The following is a 19,545-nucleotide window of genomic DNA, read 5'->3' as shown; positions in this document are numbered from 1 at the left end:
GTGCACAAGTCCCGGCTGGATGATGTGGCTAGACGAGGCAGTTGGGGCCGAGGAGGCCCTTGAGCTCGCCGTAGAGGTCGGCGCTGATCGCGACAGGCTTGGGAACCTCGAAGACGCGGGCGACCTGGCCCTTCACGAGGCGCAGGCGCACCTCGTTGTCTCCTGGATGGCGGGCGAGCACCTCCGCCAGCGTGGTGACCGTGTCCGTGGTCGCGCGCTGGTCCGGCATCGTGATCATCAGCGGGCCGGTGCCGACGCTCTGGCCGAGGTCGGGCGTCATCAGGCTGAACGCGTGCAGGTTCATCCCGTCGTCGCGCAGGCTGACCCTGCCGCGGACGACCACGATCGCATCGCCCTGCAGCATCGGCGAGAACTCCTGGTACGCCTTGCCCATGAACATCACGGTCATCTCGCCGCCGAAGTCCTCGACCTGGATCATCCCGTACTGATTGCCCGACGCCTTCGCCACGCGGTGCTGCACGCTGGTGACGAGGCCGGCGATCGTGACCGTCTCGCCGTCCTGGATGTTGTCGGAGCCGACAAGGTCGGCGATCGACGTGCTCGCGAGCTTGGCCAGCTGCAGCTCCAGCCCGGCCAGAGGGTGGTCGGAGACGTACAGCCCGAGCATGTCGCGCTCGAACGCCAGCTTGTCGCGCTTGCCCCACTCCGGCCGGTCCGGGATGTGGTGCTGCGACGCCGTCTGCTCGTCCTCGCCCCAGAGGCTGTCGAAGTCGAATCCGACGTCGCCGTTGGCCTCGTTGCGCTTGATCTTGACCGCAGACTCGACGGCGTCCTCGTGCACCTCGACCAGGGCGCGCCTGGTGTGTCCGAGCGAGTCGAACGCGCCCGCCTTGATGAGGGACTCCACCGTGCGCTTGTTCGCGGCGTGGATCGGCACTTTGGTGAGGAAGTCGTGGAACGAGTCGAACCGGCCTTTGGCCTCGCGCGCCTCTCGCACCCCCTCGACGACGTTCGCTCCGACGTTGCGCACGGCGCCCATCCCGAAGCGGATGTCGGTGCCGACTGCCGCGAAGTAGAGGTTGGACTCGTTGACGTCCGGTGGAAGCACCTTGATGCCCATGCGGCGGCACTCGTTGAGGTAGAGCGCCATCTTGTCTTTGGAGTCGCCGACGCTCGTCAGCAGCGCCGCCATGTACTCGGCCGGATAGTGCGCCTTGAGGTAGGCGGTCCAGTACGAGATGACGCCGTACGCGGCGGAGTGCGCTTTGTTGAACGCGTAGTCGGAGAACGGGAGCAGGATCTCCCAGAGCTTGTTGACCGCCTCCATCGAGAACCCGTTAGCCTGCATGCCGCCTGCGAAGCCCTCGAACTGCTTGTCCAGCTCCGACTTCTTCTTCTTGCCCATCGCGCGGCGCAGGATGTCCGCCTGGCCGAGTGAGAAGCCCGCGACCTTCTGCGCGATCGCCATCACCTGCTCCTGGTAGATGATGAGGCCGTAGCTGGTGGACAGGATCTCCGCCAGCGGCTCGGCCAGCTCGGGGTGGATCGGGGTGATCTCCTGCAGGCCGTTCTTGCGCAGCGCGTAGTTGGTGTGCGAGTTGGCGCCCATCGGGCCGGGCCGGTACAGCGCGATGAGCGCCGAGATGTCCTCGAAGTTGTCCGGCTTCATCAGGCGCAGCAGGGAGCGCATCGGGCCGCCGTCGAGCTGGAACACGCCGAGCGTGTCTCCGCGGGACAGCAGGTCGTACGCGCCGCGGTCGTCGAGCTCGAGGTCTTCGAGGACGAGCTTCTCGCCGCGGTTGGCCTCGATGTTATCGAGCGCGTCGTTGATGATCGTGAGGTTGCGCAGCCCCAGGAAGTCCATCTTGATCAGGCCGAGCGACTCGCAGGCCGGGTAGTCGAACTGCGTGACGATCTGGCCGTCCTGCTCGCGCTTCATGATCGGGATGATGTCGATCAGCGGGTCGGAGGACATGATGACGCCTGCGGCGTGCACGCCCCACTGGCGCTTCAGGTTCTCCAGGCCGAGCGCGGTGTCGAACACCGTCTTGGCCTCCGGGTCGCTCTCGACGACCGCCCGGATGTCCACCGCCTCTTTGTAGCGCGGGTGGTTCTTGTCGAAGATCCCGGTGAGCGGGATGTCCTTGCCCATCACGGGCGGCGGCATCGCCTTGGTGAGCTTGTCGCCCATCCCGAACGGGAAGCCGAGGACGCGCGAGGAGTCCTTGAGCGCCTGCTTGGCCTTGATCGTGCCGTACGTGACGATCTGCGCCACGCGCTCCTCGCCGTACTTCTCGGTCACGTACTTGATGACCTCGCCACGGCGACGGTCGTCGAAGTCGACGTCGAAGTCGGGCATGGAGACGCGGTCGGGGTTGAGGAAGCGCTCGAAGATGAGGCCGTGGCGAAGGGGGTCGAGGTCGGTGATGCGCATGGCGTACGCGGCCATCGAACCCGCGCCGGAGCCGCGGCCGGGGCCGACGCGGATGCCGTTGCGCTTGGACCAGTTGATGAAGTCGGCGACCACGAGGAAGTAGCCGGGGAAGCCCATCTGGGAGATCACGCCGATCTCGTAGTCCGCCTGCTTGCGCACCTCTTCCGTGATGCCGTCCGGGTAGCGCTCGTTCAGGCCCTTCTCGACCTCTTTCACGAACCAGCTCTGCTCCGTCTCGTCCTCCGGGACGGGGAAGCGCGGCATGTAGTTGGCCGAGGTGTCGAACTTCACGTCGCACCGCTCCGCGATGGCGAGCGTGTTGTCGCAGGCCTCCGGGTGGTCGCGGAAGAGCTGCCGCATCTCCTCGGCCGACTTGAGGTAGAACTCGTCGGCGTCGAACTTGAACCGGTTGGGGTCGTCGAGCGTCGAACCGGACTGCACGCAGAGCAGAGCTGCGTGGCTCTTGGCGTCGGCGGCGTGCGTGTAGTGCAGATCGTTGGTGGCGACGAGCGGGATGTCCAGCTCCTTCGCCAGCCGGATGAGGTCGGCCATGATGCGGCGCTCGATGCCGAGCCCGTGGTCCATGATCTCGGCGAAGAAGTTCTCCTTGCCGAAGATGTCGCGGAACTCGGCCGCTGCCTTCTTGGCCTCGTCGTACTGGCCGAGCCTGAGCCTGGTCTGCACCTCGCCGGACGGGCAGCCCGTGGTGGCGATGATGCCCTTCGAGTACCGGTTGAGCAGCTCCCTGTCCATGCGCGGCTTGAAGTAGTAGCCCTCTGTGGAGGCGAGCGACGACATCCGGAAGAGGTTGTGCATCCCCTCGGTGGTGGCGGCGAACATCGTCATGTGCGTGTACGCGCCGGAGCCGGAGACGTCGTCTCCCCCTCCGTCGCCCCAGCGGATCCTGGTGCGGTCGGTGCGGTGCGTGCCAGGCGTGAGGTAGGCCTCGGTGCCGATGATCGGCTTGATGCCGGCATCCGTCGCCGTTCGCCAGAAGTCGAACGCGCCGAACATGTTGCCGTGGTCGGTGACCGCGACGGCCGGCATGCCCTGCTCGACCGCGGCGTCGACCAGGGGTTTGATGCGCGCGGCACCGTCGAGCATCGAGTACTCGCTGTGGACGTGGAGATGTACGAAGGAGTCTGTCGGCACTATTGCTCCGGGTCGAGGTGAGGGCTTAAGACTACGTCGTGCCTACGACGCACGGAGCACGTCGAGAGCGTGTTGCAGATCCTCCGGGTATGTCGTGGTGAAGGTCACCCACTCGCCCGATCCGGGATGCTCGAACGCGAGCTGCACGGCGTGCAGCCACTGCCTGGTGAGGCCGAGCCTGGCCGACAGCGTGGGGTCCGCTCCGTACATCGCGTCTCCCACGCACGGGTGCCGCTGCGCAGCCATGTGCACGCGGATCTGGTGGGTGCGCCCGGTCTCCAGGTGAACCTCGAGCAGGCTGGCGGCCGGGAACGCCTCGATGGTCTCGTAGTGCGTCACGGAGGGCTTGCCGCCTGCGACGACCGCGAACTTCCAGTCGGACTTCGGGTGGCGGCCGATCGGCGCGTCCACCGTGCCGACGAGGGGGTCTGGGTGACCCTGGACGACCGCGTGGTAGATCTTCTCGACCGTGCGGTCGTGGAACGCCCGCTTGAGGTGGGTGTACGCGCGCTCTGATTTCGCGACCACCATCAGGCCGCTGGTGCCTGCGTCGAGCCGGTGGACGATGCCCGCGCGCTCCGCGGCACCGGAGGTGGAGATGCGGAAGCCGGCCGCGGCGAGGGCGCCGAGGACCGTCGGACCCTCCCAGCCGGCTGCGGGATGCGCGGCAACGCCCACCGGCTTGTCGATCACGACGATGTCGTCGTCGTCGTGCACGATCGTCAGCTCCGGCACGGCGATCGGCACGATCTGCACCTCGGTCTTCGGCTGCCAGCTCACCTCGAGCCAGCTTCCCGCCGAGAGCCTGTCGGACTTGCCGACGTCACGCCCGTCGACGGTCACCCCACCCGCCTCGGCGATCTCGGCGGCGAAGCTGCGCGAGAAGCCGAGGAGTTTGGCGAGGCCCGCATCCACCCTGCTGCCTTCGAGGCCGTCAGGGATGGGGAAGCTCCGGGATTCCATGACTAGGTGCTTGGCTTGTCGTGCTGCTCGGCGCGCGCCTGCGCGTCGTCCTGCTGCTCGCCATGCTCGTGCGGCAGGTTGTGGGGGTCTGGCTCGGCCTCGGCGGCGACCGCCTCGGCCTCCGCCTCGTCCTCGTCGTCCGTGCGCTTGCCGTCGAGGCCGATGCCGCGGATCGTGAGGATGAGGAACAGCACCATGCTCGACACGATGGCCACATCGGCCAGGTTGAAGATGGCGGGAAGGAGCGGTATCTGCAGGAAGTCGACCACGTGGCCGACGCCGAAGCCCGGCTCCCGGAACAGCCTGTCGGTCAGATTGCCGAGCAGGCCGCCGAGCAGCAGCCCGAAGAGGACGGCCCAGGCAGCAGACCGGATGCGCGGGGCGTACCAGATCACGAAGCCGAGGACGCCGACCCCCACGATCGAGAAGATCCAGGTGGAGCCGCTCCCGATCGAGAACGCGGCGCCCGCGTTCTTGACGAAGTTGAACTGCAGGAGCTGGCCGAGGACCTCGACCCGCTGTCCCTCGTACAGGTTCTGCACCACCAGGACCTTGGCGATCTGGTCGATGAGGTACACGACGAGCGCGACCGCACCGAGGATCACCAAGGCCCGGATGCTGACCTTGGCGCGGGAGGTACTAGCCTCCAAAGCCGGGGAAGACCGGGGGCTGCTGGCCCTGGTCCTGGCCGTTGGCGGCGTTGTCGCCTGCGCTGGCGGACACCGGGGTGGGGACCGCCCCGGAGTTGACGTTGCCCGTCGCGTCCTGCGTGGAGCGCTGCGCGGCGTAGCTGCCGGTGCCGGAGCCGGAGACCGACGAGCTCTCGAGGTCGCGGAGCTGGCCCTCGATGTAGCCCTTCAGCTTCTCGCGGTACTCGCGCTCGAACGAGCGGAGGCCGTCGATGCGGCTCTCCAGCGACGTGCGCTCCTGGTCGAGGGCGCTGATCTGAGCGCGCTGCTTCGACTCGGCCTCTGCGACGATGCGTGCCGCGGTGGCGTGTCCCTCGGCGATGAGAGCGTCGCGCTTCTCGATGCCCTCTCGCACGTGCTCCTCGTGCAGGCGGCGGGCCAGCTGCAGGAGGTTGTTTGTGCTGTTGGGGTCGGATGCGCTCGCGTCAGGAGCCGTGTACGCGGCCGTGGCTGCGCCGGCTGCCGCTGCCGCGACAGGAGCCGCTGCCTGGGCAGGGGCGGCCTGCGCTGCCTGCTGAGCGGCGGCGAGGCGCTGCTTGAGCTCCTCGTTCTCCTGCTGCAGGCGGGTGACCTCGCCGTTGTCGGCCGCTGGGGCCGCAGCGACGGGGGCGGGGGCTGCGCCGCCCTGGCCTCCACTGCGCTGCAGTTCGGCGATGCGGGAGTCGCTCGCCACGAGGCGCTGCTTGAGTTCCTCGTTCTCCTGGTTCAGACGACGCAGCTCGACGACGACCTCGTCGAGGAAGTCATCGACCTCGTCCTGGTCATAGCCCTCACGGAACTTCGTCGGTTGGAACCGCTTGTTGACTACATCTTCCGGAGTCAGCGCCATGGCAAGCCACCTTAGATCTTGGGGTACGAACAAAAAATGCGTTCAGCCAACGCTAGCAAAGTGCGCTGGGGGTGCGCACTCCGCCCGCACTCATCCGGCGTCGGCTCGTCAACACTACATCCCGAGCCGCGCCTGGCCGCGGATCGACTCTCAGGTAAGACCGAGTGTCACGTACAGGCCGATGATGACGACCAGCATCGTGAGGCTCCAGCCGAAATCGATGGCGATCGGGCCCATCGACAGCGGAGGGATGATCCTGCGGAAGAACTTGATCGGCGGATCGGTCACCACGTACGCGGATTCCGCGAGCACCAGGCCGAAGCCGCGAGGCCGCCATCCCCTGCTGAAGGTGCGGACCAGGTCGAGCACGAAGCGCGCCCAGAGCACAAAGAAATAGATCAGGAGGAGGTAGTACGCCACAGTGGCGACGATGGAGAGGACGAACACGAGTCTCAGTATGGTCGAAAGCGCGCCGCCCAAGCTGGGAACGGCGCGCTCTCGGAGTGTCGGTGATTTCGCCCGTGGCGAAGTGGGGTCAGCCCTGGGCGAAGAAGGACGCGTCGACCTCTGCGTCCTGGCCGCCGTGCTCGCCGGAGACGACGACGTGCGACGGGGAGAGCAGGAAGACCTTCGGCGTGACGCGCTCGATCTTGCCGTACAGACCCTGCGAGAGGCCGCTGGCGAAGTCGATCAGGCGACGGGCGTCCCCTTCGCTCATCTGCGACAGGTTGATGATCACCGGAATGCCTTCGCGGAAGGACTCGGCGATCGCCTGGGCGTCGCGGTACTGGCGGGGGTGGACCGTGAGGATCTCGTTCATTTCCTGTACCGAAACATTCCGTGCGGTGGACGATTTGCGCAGCGGGGTCACCGGGGCGCGACCGGCCACGGGGGCGACCGGTGCTGGATGGGGGACGGGTGCGACGGGCGCCTGGTGCTGCTGCGGCGCCTGCTGACGCTGCGGCTGCTCCTGAGCCTGCTCGTCGTACTCGAGCTCTTCGTCGGCGAGGCCGAGGTAGACCATCGTCTTCTTCAGCGGGTTGGACATGCGATCCTCCGTGTACCTGTGCGCCGTCGCTTTCCACGCACGACGAACCTTCTCTTCGAGATTAACCGGGCTGCGGTCGATTCCCGGTAATGGCCGTGCCAATGCGAAGGTGTGTCGCTCCCTCGGCGATGGCGTCTGCGTAGTCCTGGGACATGCCTGCGGAGATGCGCGTGGCGTCCGGGGCGATGCGGCGGACGCGCTCGCTCGCGAGCCTGACGCGCTCGAAGGCGCGGCGGGGCTCATCGCCGATCGGCGCGACCGCCATCACGCCGAGCAGTCGAAGGCCTGGCGTGTCGACGATGTGATCGACGAGCGGTTCGAGGTCGCGGTCGGCGACGCCGCCACGGGCAGGGTCGTCTGTGAGGTTGAGCTGCACGAAGCAGTCGATGTCCCACTCATCCGAGCGGAGCGCATCCACCAGTGACACGCGGTCGACGGAGTGGATGACGGACGCGTACGCGCGCGCCTGCCTCGCCTTCTTGCTCTGGAGCTGCCCGACGAAGTGCCAGCGCAGGTCGAGATCGGAGAGTTCCGCCGCCTTGGCCTGCGCCTCCTGGTGGCGGTTCTCCCCCACGTCGGCGACGCCGAGCGACGCCAGCTCGCGCACGAGCGACGCAGGATGGAACTTGGTGACGACGATGGTCGTCAGCTCCTCCGGCGAACGCCCGGCGGCGCGGGCGGCATCGGCGATGCCGGCCCGCACGGCGCCGAGCCGCTCCGCGAGCGGACTACTTGAGGAAGTCGGGGATGTCGAGGTCGTCATTCTCATCGTCGAAGGCAGGGTCCTTGGGCGCGGCTTCTGACACGGGGCTCTCCCCCGCCGACCAGGCGTCCGTGGACGGCGACGGGATGTCTTCGGCGTCGAGCGCTGCGGTGCTCGCCAGCCCGTCGTCGTCACCGGCCTCGACGAAGGTGGTGCGGCGCGCCTCGGCGAGCTGTGCCTTGACGGCGTTGGGCTCTCCGCCGTCGAACCCGGCAGCGATGACCGTCACGCGCACCTCGTCGCCCAGGGTGTCGTCGATGACGGCGCCGAAGATGATGTTGGCCTCCGGGTGCACGGCCTCCTGCACCAGGCGCGCGGCGTCGTTGATCTCGAAGATGCCGAGGTTCGACCCGCCCTGGATGGACAGCAGCACGCCGTGCGCTCCGTCGATGCTCGCCTCGAGCAGCGGGGACGCGACGGCGAGCTCTGCCGCCTTGATGGCACGGTCCGCTCCGCGGGAGGAGCCGATGCCCATCAGGGCGGACCCTGCACCCTGCATGACCGACTTGACGTCGGCGAAGTCGAGGTTGATGAGGCCGGGGGTGGTGATGAGGTCGGTGATGCCCTGGACACCCGCGAGGAGCACCTGGTCGGCGGTGGAGAACGCCTCCAGCATGCTGATGCCGCGGTCGCTGATCTCCAGCAGCCTGTCGTTCGGCACCACGATGAGGGTGTCGACCTCTTCCTTCAGGCGCTGCACACCTGCTTCCGCCTGCTCGGAGCGGCGCTTGCCCTCGAAGCCGAACGGCTTGGTGACGACACCGATGGTGAGCGCGCCGATCGACTTGGCGATGCGCGCGACGACCGGAGCGCCTCCCGTGCCCGTTCCACCGCCCTCGCCGGCGGTGACGAAGACCATGTCTGCGCCCGCGAGCGCTTCCTCGATCTCCTCCGCGTGGTCCTCCGCTGCGCGGCGACCGACCTCGGGGTCTGCTCCCGCTCCGAGGCCGCGAGTGATCTCACGGCCGACGTCGAGCTTGACGTCGGCGTCGCTCATCAGGAGTGCTTGCGCATCCGTGTTGATGGCGATGAACTCGACGCCGCGAAGCCCGAGTTCGATCATCCGGTTGACGGCATTGACGCCGCCACCGCCGATGCCGACGACTTTGATCACGGCGAGGTAGTTCTGGTTTGATGTCACGTCCGGCCTCCACTGGGAACCTTCAACCTCAAGTCGAGGCTTAAAGTTATGCTCAGTATGCAATTCTTGATTCGACGTTAGGTGCGCACGGCCTCTGCCGGCGTAGCGCGCGGGGCGTGTCGGAAAAGTCGGCGCCCAACCCGGCCATTCTGCCTCGTCAACCCGTCGTCACGCTGTGTGGCGACGAGACGTCGAAGACGCTGGCGGTGGATGCGCTCTTCAGCAGAGCGGACAGGTCGGCGACCTTCAGCGACGAGTCGTCCGCGCTCCCCCAGACCACCTTCGCCCCGCTGTCGCGGAGCGTGAAGCTCACGTCGTCCGCTGTCGTCGCCGAGATCGTGTCGACGCGGGCGAGCAGGTCGGCCGGGAGGGCGCCGAGCACCTCCGCCGCAGCGGCGAATCCCGACTTGGCGTCCGTCTCCGCCGCCGCACCGGATGCGGTGATCAGCGGGTAGCCGTCCTGCCGCTTGTCGGCCGTCGCGATCGAGACCTTCGCCGCATCCACCAGGGTGAAGCTCGAGCCGCTCTGCAGCACGCCGATCGGCTGGCGTTCCACGATCCGCACCACGATGGTGTTCGGCGGGTGGCTCTCGACGCTGTAGCTCCTGATCAGCGGGAAGGCGGCGAGGTCGCCCCTGATCGCGCCCTGGTCGACCAGGGGAAGCGGCCGGCCGAGCTGATCGGAGAGCGCCTTCTTCACCGCGGCGACGTCGAGGCGGGAAGTGCCGGTGACGTCGATGGTGCGCAGTGCCATCAGCGGGGAGAACGCCGTCAGCGTCACGCCGAGGACCAGCGCGACCACGACGCCGAGCGCGGAGAACCAGGCGATCTTCCTGCGCCGGGAGCGCTTGGTGAAGCGACGCACCTCGCCGCGCTCGACCTTGGCGCGCTCCTTCTTGGCCCTGCGCAGGTCGCGGCTGATCTCCCGGTTGGACGGAAGGTGGTCGTACGGCTCGGCCGGCTTGCGCTCGGCCGTAGCGGACGTGGACGCCGAGGTCGACGCCGACGCCCCGCCGGAAGCGCTGACGGAACCGTGCGCAGCAGCCGGGGGCGCCGCATCCACCCGGCTCGCCCTGACGATCGGGATGGGCTCCGTCGTCGCCTCCCTGCGGCTCGGCGGTGCGACGGTCTGCTGCTGCTGCTGCGGCGGCTGAGCGCTGCCGGCCGACCGGTCGAAACCCTGGGGACGCTTCACGACGGGACGGCTATCCTCGCGCGCGGCGGAGCGAGTCGAGCAGCTGCGGCACGATGCGGTAGACGTCACCGCAGCCGAGCGTGATCACGAAGTCGCCGTCGCGGGCGATCTCGGCCGTGTGATCGGCGGCGGCCTGCCAGTCGGCGATGAACGCGACGTGCTCCGGATGCGCGAACCGGTCCGCGACCAGTGCTCCGGTCACCCCTGGCTCCGGGTCTTCGCGTGCGCCGTACACGTCGAGCACGACGGTCTCGTCCGCGTATGTCTCCAGCGTCTCGGCGAACTCCTTCGCGAACAGGCGCGTGCGACTGTAGAGGTGGGGCTGGTGAACGGCGATGATCCTGCCGTTGCCGACGACCGTGCGCGCTGCGGAGAGCGCGGCGGCCACCTCGGTCGGGTGGTGCGCGTAGTCGTCGTAGACGCTGACGCCGCCGACCGTGCCGTGCAGTTCGAAGCGGCGCTCCGTTCCACCGAACTCGGCGATGGCGGCCAGGGATGCGGCAGGATCGAAGCCGAGGCCGGTGAGCACGGCGAACGCGCCGGCAGCGTTGATCGCATTGTGGCGGCCAGGCACACGGAGCTGGGCTGAGTACTCTGCGCCGTCGTATGACAGCGTGAAGGCCACAGGACCGTCGGTCACGATGGAGTGCACACGCACCTGCGCGTCCTCCGCCTCTCCGAAGGTCACGATGCGCTTGTCCGGCGCCTCCGCGCGGAGCTTGCCTGTGACGTGCACCGCGCCGGCGTCGTCGGAGGAGACGACGACGAACTCGCTGGCCTCGCGAGCGAAGGTGACGAACGCGTCCTCGAACGCTTCGAGCGAGCCGTAGTGGTCGAGGTGGTCAGGGTCGACGTTGGTGATGAGGGCGACAGCGGTGTCGTAGAGCAGGAACGAGCCGTCCGACTCGTCGGCCTCGACGACGAACAGCTCCCCCGTGCCGGTCTGCGAGCTCTTGCCGAGCGACTCGATGACGCCGCCGTTGACGAAGCTCGGGTCCTCCCCGATTCCGAGGAGGCCGGTGACGACCATCCCTGTCGACGTCGTCTTGCCGTGCGCACCGGCGACGGAGACGAGACGCTTCCTGCTGATCAGCCAGGCGAGCGCCTGCGACCTGTGCAGCACGGGAAGGCCCTTCGCCAGCGCGAGCTGGTACTCCGGGTTGTCCTGCCAGAGCGCACCGGTGACGACGAGCGTGTCCGCATCCCCCACGTTCTCGGCGGCGTGGCCGACGGCGATGGTCGCGCCGAGCTCGCGCAGGGCGAGCACGTTGGCGGACTCGCGCACGTCGGAACCGGTCACCGTGTACCCGGCCTCGAGGAACAGGCGGGCGATGCCGCTCATGCCCGAGCCGCCGATGCCCACGAAGTGGAGGGCGCCGAGCTCCTCGGGGAGCGTCATGGTGAGGTCGGGTTTGATCACGAGCACTGCTTTCGGTCGGGACGGAATCGCACCATCAAGTATGACGGTACGCGCTCTAGAGCGAGCTTCGGATGAGCGACACCATGCGGTCGGAACCGTCGCGGACCCCCGCCGTCGCCGCGCGGGCGCCCATCTCGGCCACGGCGCGGCCGTCGCCGTCCGCGAGCAACGGCAGCAGCGTCGCATCCACCCACGGCGGAAGGAACGCAGCGTCGTCGACGAGGATTCCCCCTCCGGCCTGCACGACGCCGGCCGCGTTGAAGCGCTGCTCGCCGTTGCCGACGGGGAACGGCACGTAGACGGCCGGGATGCCGAGGGCGGCGAACTCGGAGACGGTGGCCGCTCCGGCGCGCGCGACGGCGACGTCGGTGATCGCGAAGGCGAGGTCCATCCTGTCGCAGTAGTCGAGCAGCCGGTAGTGCTCGATGCCTGGGTCGGCCAGTTCGCCGCGGCCACCCTGGATGTGCAGGATCTGGTACCCGGCGGCGATGATGGCCTGCGCGCGGTCTGCGATGGTCTGGTTGATCCGCCGTGCGCCGAGCGAGCCCCCGGTGACGAGCAGCGTCGGTCGCGCAGCGTCGAGGCTGAACTCGGCGGCGGCGAGCGGCCGGGATGCTGCGCGGTCCAGTTCCTCGATCTCGACGCGCAGGGGCATCCCGACGAAGGTCGCGTGCGGGAGCTTCGTGCCGTCGAAGGCGACGCCCACGTACGGTGTGTACCTGGCGCCCAGCCGGTTCGCGAGGCCGGGCCTGGCGTTGGCTTCGTGCAGCACAAGCGGGACACCGGCCTTGCGCGCCGCTGAGTACGCTGGCGCGGAGGCGTAGCCGCCGAAACCGACGACGGCGTCGATGCCACGATCCCGGATGAGGGAGGTCACCGTGCGGATCGTGCGCCGGTACTCTCCGGGGAAGCGCAGGGCCGCGGCGTTCGGCCGGCGAGGGAACGGCAGCTTCGGGATGGTCGCCAGCTCGTAGCCGCGGGCGGGGACGAGTCTGGCTTCCAGCCCCTCCGCCGTGCCAAGCACCAGCACATCGGCCGCAGGATCGTCGCGGCGGAGCCGGTCGGCGACGGCGAGCAACGGGTTCACGTGACCGGCGGTTCCCCCGCCGGCCAGAAGGTAGCGGGTCACTCCGCCGAGCCGTTCGCGACGCGCTCGCGGCGCGCTTCACGGCCGGTCTCCCGGGCGAAGGACAGGACGATGCCGATTGCGATCATGGAACTAATCATCGCAGTGCCTCCCGCAGAGATCAGTGGGAGCGGCACGCCGAGCACGGGTATCACGCCGAGCACCACGGCGATGTTGACGAAGGCCTGGCCGATCAGCCACACCATGATCGCCGCCGTCGTGACGCGCGCGAACGGGTCGGTGGATGCGTGGATGATGCGCAGGAAAACGATCGCCAGCAGCACGAACAGGATGAGCACCACCACGGCGCCGATCAGGCCGAGTTCCTCGCCGATGATCGCGAAGATGAAGTCGGTGTCCGCGGCGGGCAGCCAGGACCATTTGGAGTGCGAGTTGCCGAGTCCGACACCGAACACGCCGCCGGAGGCGAGCGCGTAGAAGCCGTTGTCGATCTGCCAGTTCACATCCGGGTTGGCGGCGGACGAACCGCCGAAGAGCGCGGCGATGCGCCCGAGCCTCGACTCGCTGGAGATGGCGACGAGGAAGGCGAGGATGCCGATGGCCAGCGTGCCGACGGCCAGGTGCCGCAGTCGCACCCCCGCGAAGAACAGCGCGCCGAGCAGGATGGCCGCCATGATCATCGTGGTTCCGAGGTCACCGCCGAGCGTCACGAGCAGGATCGCGCCCCCGCCGATCGGCACGATGGGCACGGCGACGTGCTTCCACTGCCAGAGCATGTCCTTCTTGCGGGCGAGCACGACCCCGAGCCAGACGACGAGCGCGACCTTGATCGCCTCCGACGGCTGCAGCGTCTGCGAGCCGACCTTGAGCCAGTTGCGGTTGCCGCCGATCTCCATCCCGAGCGGGGTGAAGAGCACGAGTAGCTGCAGGAAGCACGCGAACGCGAGGAAGAACCAGATGGTCTTCTTCCAGAACCGGGAGGGCAGACGCGAGACGAGGAACATCAGCGGCAGGCCGATCAGCGCGTATGCACCTTGCGACCAGAAGCGGGCGAAGAAGTTGTCGGTGTCATTGTGCGACTCGACCGACGACGACGACAGCACCATCACGAGTCCGAAGACGACCATGAACAGCGTGATGCCGAGCAGCAGGAAGTAGTTCGCGGACTCCGCCTGCACCGCCTTGCCGAGCGATATCCGCGCGGTCAGACCGGCGAGCTTCGACGAGGTGGCGCCGGATTTCTCCAGGTCAGGCCTGTCCAGGGTGCGAGGCGGACTGGTCATCCGCCTCACCTCCAAAGAACTCGTTGACAGCCGCCTGGAAGAGGCGGCCACGCTCTGCGTAGTCGGAGAACTGGTCCATCGACGCCGCTGCAGGAGCGAGGAGCACGGTGTCTCCCGCCTGCGCGACGCCACCGGCCAGCCTGACCGCCAACGGCATCACATTCTCAGTCTCGTCCGCGTCCACCTCGTAGACCGGAAGCTCGGGGGCGTGTCGCGCGAATGCGGAGCGCAGCGCCTCCCTGTCGACGCCGATCAGCACGACGGCCCGCAGCCTGCCGATGTGCGTGCGCACCAGCTCGTCGATGTCGACGCCCTTGAGCAGACCGCCGGCGATCCACACGACGGACTCGTATGCGCGCAGCGACGCGGATGCGGCGTGCGGGTTGGTGGCCTTGGAGTCGTCCACCCAGTTCACGCCGGCCTCGATCCGCACCAGCTCGATGCGGTGGGCGTCCAGCCGGAACGCGGCAAGCACATCCCTGATCGCGATGGGCTCGACCCCGTACGACCTGGCGAGCGCGCTGGCGGCGAGGATGTTGGCGACGACGTGCGGTGCGGCCAGACCGGCCTCGCGCAGCTCGTCGAGCGTCGTCAGCTCGATCGCCGTGGTGAACCGGTCTTCGAGGAACGCGCGGTCGCAGAGAATGCCGTCGACGATGCCGAAGTCGCTCGGGCCTGGCACGTCGAGGCCGAAGCCGATGGCGCGGGCGCCGTCGACGACCTCCGCCTCCTCGACCATCTCGCGGGTCGCGCTGTCCGCCTTGTTGTAGACGCAGGCGACCTGCGCGTTCTGGTAGACCTTGGCCTTGGCGGCCTTGTACGCGTCGAGCGAGCCGTGCCAGTCGAGGTGGTCGTCCGCGATGTTCAGGCAGGCGGCGGAGTACGGGGAGAGCTCGCCTCCCGCGTTCCTGTTCACCCAGTGCAGCTGGTAGCTCGACAGCTCCACCACGAGCACGTCGAAGCCCTGCGGGTCGCGGATGGCGTCCAGCACGGGGATGCCGATGTTGCCGCACGGCGCTGCACGGTATCCGCCTGCGACGAGCATCGTCGCTGTGAGCTGCACGGTGGTGGTCTTGCCGTTGGTGCCGGTGACGGCGATCCAGTCGGCCGGTGCGCCGACCTTGTCCCTCAGCCGCCAGGCGAGCTCGATGTCTCCCCAGATCTGCGTGCCGCGGTCATCGGCCCAGTTCAGCAGCGGATGGTCGTGGTGGAAGCCGGGGGATGCGATCACCAGCTCAGGGTCGAACTCGACCAGCCGCGCAGGAGGCGCGCTCAGATCGGCCTCCTCCAGCAGCTCGGCGCCGATGACCTCGAGCAGCATCGCGCGCTCGTCGTCGGCCTTGGCCGTGACGACGAGTACCTCGGCGCCCAGCTCGGCGAGAGTGTCCGCCACGGAGAACCCGGTGACGCCGAGGCCGTAGACGGCCACGCGCAGGCCGCGCCAGTCGGCGTGCCAGCTGGTCAGCGCTGCCAGGCGATCGTCGAGCTCTGTCACGTCGCGAGCCATTCGAGGTAGAAGCTGCCGACGCCGGCGGCGACCAGCAGTCCGCCGATGATCCAGAACCGCACGACGACCGTGACCTCCGCCCAGCCCTTCAATTCGAAGTGGTGGTGGATCGGGCTCATCAGGAAGATGCGTTTGCCTCTGGTGAGTTTGAAGTACGCGCGCTGCACGATCACCGAGCCGGCCTCGATCACGAACAGGCCGCCGATGAGGACGAGCAGCAGCTCGGTGCGGCTGAGGATCGCGAGGGCGGCGACCGCGCCGCCGAGGGCGAGCGAGCCGGTGTCGCCGAGGAAGATCTGCGCAGGCGACGTGTTCCACCAGAGGAAGCCGACGACGGCGCCGACGATGGCCGTCGCCACGATCGCCAGGTCGAACGGGTCGCGCACGTCGTAGCACTTGGCCACGTTCGCCGGGTCGAGCTTGATGTTCGAGCAGGACTGGATGGACTGCCAGAAGCCGATGATGATGTATGCGCCGATGGCGAGGATGGATGCGCCGGAAGCCAGGCCGTCGAGGCCGTCCGTGACGTTCACGCCGTTCGACGTGGCGGCCACGATGAAGTTGATCCAGATCAGGTACAGCCCGTAGCCGACGATCACGCCGATGGCGCCGAACTTGGTGATCGACATGAAGTCGATCGGCAGGTCGCGGATGAGCGAGACGCTCATGGTCGCAGGCGTGTCGCCGTTGCCGTTCGGGAACATGATCGCCAGGAACGCCCAGACCGTCGCGACGACGACCTGCCCGGCCACCTTCGCCCAGCCGGTGAGGCCGAGGCTGCGCTCCCTCCTGGTCTTGAGGAAGTCGTCGATGAAGCCCACGACGCCGAGGCCGACCATGAGGAACAAAACCAGCAGCGCGGAGACGCTGGTCTCGTCACCGGTCAGCAGCAGGGCGACGAAGTAGCCGAAGAGCGTGCCGAGGATGACGACGATCCCGCCCATCGTGGCGGTGCCGCGCTTGGCGTGGTGGCTCTGCGGGCCGTCGTCGCGGATGAACTGTCCCCACTGCAGGCGACGGAACAACCGGATGAACACGGGGGTGAGGAACAGGGTGAACGCCATCGACAGCGCACCGGACGTCAGCAGAGCTCTCACGAGAACAATTCTCCCAGTCGATCGCCCAGAAACCGGAGACCGGCGGAGTTGGAGGACTTCACCAGGACGGTGTCCCCCTCGTTCAGGGACTCCTGCAGGTGCGCGAACGCGTCGTCCGGCGTGTCGAAGTACTTCGACTCGCCGTCCCACGACCCCTCGTTGATGGTCGAGATGTGCATCCGTCGTGCCGCAGGGCCGACGACGATGAGCTGGTCGATGTTGAGGCGCACGGCGAGCAGGCCGATGCGGTCGTGCTCCTCGCCGGAGAACTCGCCGAGCTCGCTCATCTCGCCGAGGACGGCGACGGTGCGCCCTCCCGGCTCCGCGATCTGCGCGAGCGTCTTGAGCGCCGCCGCCATCGAGTCTGGGCTGGCGTTGTACGCGTCGTTGATCACGGTGACGCCACGGGCGCCGCCCATGACCTCCATCCGCCAGCGCTCCGCCCTGGTGACGCTCTGCAGGCCGTCGACGATCCGGTCGATGCCGACGTCCAGCGTGTGTGCGGCGGCAGCTGCGGCCAGCGCGTTCATCACGTGGTGCTCGCCGAGCACCCGGAACTGCACGGCGCGGGACTCCCCGTTCGGCAGGTGAAGCACGAACGACGTGCCGCGGGCGCTGGAGACGATGTCCGTCGCCCGCACCTCCGCACGGTCGTCGAGCCCGAACCACAGGATGCGCGCGACGGTCTTGTCCGCCATCGACGCGACCCGCGGGTCGTCCAGGTTGAGGATCGCGACGTCGGAGTCGAGCAGGTCGCTGACCATCTCGGTCTTCGCGGCCAGCGTCGCCTCGATGCCGCCGAACTCGCCGGCGTGGGCGAGGCCGACCTTGAGGACGATGCCGATGTCCGGCCGCGCCATCCGCACGAGGCGCGCGATCTCGCCGATGCCGCTCGCGCCCATCTCGGCCACGAGGAACTCGGTGTCCTCCGTGACTTCGAGCATGGTGACCGGAGCGCCGACCTCGTTGTTGAACGACGCCCGGGGGGCGATGGTCGGCCCGACCTGCTCGAGGATCTCGCGCAGAAGGTTCTTGGTGGTGGTCTTTCCGTTCGAGCCGGTGACGCCGACGATCTTCAGCAGACCGGCAGAGCGCACACGGGCGATGACCTCGGTGGCGAGGTCGCCGAGCGCGACGACGGTGTCCTCGACCACGAGCTGCGGGACGGGACGGGACCAGCCGGACGTGTCGAGGGCGTGGTCGACCACGACGAGGGAGGCACCCGCATCCACTGCCTGCGGCACGAACAGGTGGCCGTCGGTGAACTCGCCGTGCTTGGCGAAGAACAGCGTGCCGTCCACGACCTCACGGGAGTCGGTGGTGGAGAGGCCGTCCACGACGGTCTCCTCTGTCGCTCCCGTGCCGTCGAGCACGAGGGAGCCACGGGTGGCGGATGCGATCTCCGCCAGCGTCAGGCCGATCATCAGAGCCACCCGGCCTCTCGCAGCGCCAGCTTGGCGTCGTCGCGGGCGGAATACGGGATGCGCTCCCCCGCGACTTCCTGGTAGTCCTCGTGCCCTGGGCCGGCGTAGAGCACCACGTCGCCCTCGCCCGCGAGCGAGAGCGCCGTGCGGAACGCCGCCCGCGGGTCGGCCACCTCGTACAGCTCCAGGTCGGGAACGGCGCCGCGCGCTCCGTCGAGGAGCGTGGCACGGATGGCGGCCGGGTCCTCCCAGCGCGGGTGGAAGTCGGTGATGACCACCGCATCCGACCCGCGCGCCGCGATGGCGCCCATGTCGGTGCGCTTGGTGGTGTCGCGGTCGCCGTCGGCGCCGAAGACCATGACGATCTTGCCGTCGCTGACCTTGCGGAGCGCGCTCAGAGTGGAGAGGAACGCGTCTGGGCTGTGGCCGTAGTCGATGAAGACCACAGGGCCGCGGTCGCCGGAGATGCGCTCGGCGCGACCGGGGATGTACGCGTCGATGCCGCCGTCGCGGTCGAGTGCAGCTCCGATGGCGTGCAGGTCGTAACCGGACTCGACGAGCATGATGATCGCGAGCGCGGCGTTGGCGGCCATGTACGAGCCGAGCAGCGGAACGCGCGTCTCGATCCGGCTGCCCTCCGGGCCCTCCAGCACGAACGCGGTGTGCTCCAGCGTCTCGTCGGTGACCGTCATGGTCCACTCCGCTTCCCCGCCGGGAGACGTCGACAGCGTGGTGACCGGGATGCGGGACTGCTCGACCAGGGCGCGGCCCCAGTCGGAGTCGACCGTGATGACGCCGCGGCGGGCGCGGTCGGGCTGGAACAGCTCCAGCTTCGCCGCGAAGTAGTCGTCCATCGCGTCGTAGTCGTCGAGGTGGTCGTGGCTGAGGTTCGTGAAGCCGACGACGTCGAACACGATGCCGTCGACGCGGTGGCGGCTGAGCGCCTGAGCGGAGACCTCGATGGCGACGGCACGGACGGCCTCCTCGCGCATCCTGGCCAGCAGGGCGTGCAGCTCGCTCGCCTCCGGCGTGGTCAGCTTGCTCGTGATCGCGGTGCTGCCGATGCGGCGCTCAGCGGTGGAGCTGAGGCCGGAGACGACGCCGAGCTGCCCGAGGATCGCGTTCAGCAGGTACACGACGCTGGTCTTGCCGTTCGTGCCGGTGACGCCGAAGAGCGTCGCCGCGTTCTCGTCCGTGCGGTAGATCCACGCGGCGACCGCGCCGAGGGCCGCACGCGCATCCTGGGTGACGATGACGGGGAGGCCGCTGTCGGCGGCGAGCTCCGCGCCATCCTCATCGGTCAGGATCGCGACGGCGCCGGCCTCTGCGGCCTTCGCCGCATAGCTCGCACCGTGGGCGTTCCTGCCGGGGACGCCGACGTAGAGGTCGCCGGGCTCGACAGCGGTGGTCGCGAGTGCGACACCGGTGACCTCGACTGCATCGAGATCGCCGCGCCATTCCAGCCCGAACTCCCTGGCCAGCTGTGCGAGCGGTCGGGCGACGGGATGTTCGGGGCGCAGGGACGTAGGCGCCGGTCCTGTCACGGGGCTCA

At 68.4% G+C, this 19,545-nt stretch carries 16 protein-coding genes; all 16 read right to left on the bottom strand.

What is annotated here, in order from left to right:
- Positions 1-28 precede the first annotated feature (28 nt).
- A complete protein-coding gene (dnaE, locus tag ASE16_RS14230) occupies positions 29-3,499 on the bottom strand; it encodes a DNA polymerase III subunit alpha (RefSeq protein WP_055896618.1) in 3,471 nt (1,156 codons plus the stop codon).
- A 90-nt stretch (positions 3,500-3,589) separates the two neighbouring features.
- Positions 3,590-4,510, bottom strand: coding sequence for an RluA family pseudouridine synthase (locus ASE16_RS14225; RefSeq protein ID WP_055896047.1), 921 nt, complete (start codon positions 4,508-4,510; stop codon positions 3,590-3,592).
- 2 nt (positions 4,511-4,512) lie between these two features.
- Positions 4,513-5,115: a signal peptidase II gene (lspA, locus tag ASE16_RS14220; RefSeq protein WP_235500518.1), complete on the bottom strand. Its 603-nt coding sequence runs from the start codon at positions 5,113-5,115 to the stop codon at positions 4,513-4,515.
- 34 nt (positions 5,116-5,149) lie between these two features.
- Complete coding sequence (locus ASE16_RS14215) at positions 5,150-6,028, bottom strand: DivIVA domain-containing protein (protein ID WP_055896042.1); 879 nt, start codon at positions 6,026-6,028, stop codon at positions 5,150-5,152.
- Between the two features lie 150 nt (positions 6,029-6,178).
- Positions 6,179-6,475: a YggT family protein gene (locus ASE16_RS14210; RefSeq protein ID WP_055896039.1), complete on the bottom strand. Its 297-nt coding sequence runs from the start codon at positions 6,473-6,475 to the stop codon at positions 6,179-6,181.
- A gap of 88 nt (positions 6,476-6,563) precedes the next feature.
- Positions 6,564-7,076 carry a cell division protein SepF gene (locus tag ASE16_RS14205; protein WP_055896036.1) on the bottom strand — a complete coding sequence of 171 codons (513 nt, stop codon included), beginning with the start codon at positions 7,074-7,076 and terminating at the stop codon, positions 6,564-6,566.
- 61 nt (positions 7,077-7,137) lie between these two features.
- On the bottom strand, positions 7,138-7,839 hold the full coding sequence (locus ASE16_RS14200; RefSeq protein ID WP_055896033.1) for a YggS family pyridoxal phosphate-dependent enzyme: 702 nt from the start codon (positions 7,837-7,839) through the stop codon (positions 7,138-7,140).
- Complete coding sequence (gene ftsZ / locus ASE16_RS14195; RefSeq protein WP_055896029.1) at positions 7,805-8,980, bottom strand: cell division protein FtsZ; 1,176 nt, start codon at positions 8,978-8,980, stop codon at positions 7,805-7,807. Before ftsZ ends, ASE16_RS14200 begins: the two co-directional genes overlap by 35 nt.
- Before the next feature lie 157 nt (positions 8,981-9,137).
- Positions 9,138-10,175, bottom strand: a complete 1,038-nt coding sequence (locus ASE16_RS14190) for an FtsQ-type POTRA domain-containing protein (protein WP_055896026.1) — start codon at positions 10,173-10,175, stop codon at positions 9,138-9,140.
- A 10-nt stretch (positions 10,176-10,185) separates the two neighbouring features.
- On the bottom strand, positions 10,186-11,595 hold the full coding sequence (gene murC, locus ASE16_RS14185; protein ID WP_055896615.1) for a UDP-N-acetylmuramate--L-alanine ligase: 1,410 nt from the start codon (positions 11,593-11,595) through the stop codon (positions 10,186-10,188).
- 55 nt (positions 11,596-11,650) lie between these two features.
- Positions 11,651-12,724 carry a UDP-N-acetylglucosamine--N-acetylmuramyl-(pentapeptide) pyrophosphoryl-undecaprenol N-acetylglucosamine transferase gene (locus ASE16_RS14180; protein ID WP_055896023.1) on the bottom strand — a complete coding sequence of 358 codons (1,074 nt, stop codon included), beginning with the start codon at positions 12,722-12,724 and terminating at the stop codon, positions 11,651-11,653.
- Positions 12,721-13,965 carry a putative lipid II flippase FtsW gene (gene ftsW / locus ASE16_RS14175; RefSeq protein ID WP_055896019.1) on the bottom strand — a complete coding sequence of 415 codons (1,245 nt, stop codon included), beginning with the start codon at positions 13,963-13,965 and terminating at the stop codon, positions 12,721-12,723. Before ftsW ends, ASE16_RS14180 begins: the two co-directional genes overlap by 4 nt.
- Positions 13,931-15,460: a UDP-N-acetylmuramoyl-L-alanine--D-glutamate ligase gene (gene murD / locus ASE16_RS14170; protein WP_235500499.1), complete on the bottom strand. Its 1,530-nt coding sequence runs from the start codon at positions 15,458-15,460 to the stop codon at positions 13,931-13,933. The genes ftsW and murD overlap by 35 nt, the downstream gene beginning before the upstream one ends.
- The gene (mraY, locus tag ASE16_RS14165; protein WP_055896011.1) at positions 15,457-16,569 is read right to left on the bottom strand and encodes a phospho-N-acetylmuramoyl-pentapeptide-transferase; all 1,113 of its coding nucleotides are present in this window, start codon (positions 16,567-16,569) and stop codon (positions 15,457-15,459) included. Before mraY ends, murD begins: the two co-directional genes overlap by 4 nt.
- The gene (locus tag ASE16_RS14160) at positions 16,566-17,993 is read right to left on the bottom strand and encodes a UDP-N-acetylmuramoyl-tripeptide--D-alanyl-D-alanine ligase (RefSeq protein ID WP_055896612.1); all 1,428 of its coding nucleotides are present in this window, start codon (positions 17,991-17,993) and stop codon (positions 16,566-16,568) included. Before ASE16_RS14160 ends, mraY begins: the two co-directional genes overlap by 4 nt.
- Entirely contained in the window at positions 17,993-19,537 is a 1,545-nt protein-coding gene (locus ASE16_RS14155) for a Mur ligase family protein (protein ID WP_055896007.1), read from the bottom strand. Before ASE16_RS14155 ends, ASE16_RS14160 begins: the two co-directional genes overlap by 1 nt.
- Between the last annotated feature and the right edge of the window lie 8 nt (positions 19,538-19,545).

The sequence above is a fragment of the Leifsonia sp. Root227 genome, from assembly GCF_001428745.1.
Classification (GTDB): domain Bacteria; phylum Actinomycetota; class Actinomycetes; order Actinomycetales; family Microbacteriaceae; genus Leifsonia.
Note: the sequence above shows the minus strand (reverse complement) of the source record. Positions and strands in the feature narration are given on the sequence as shown.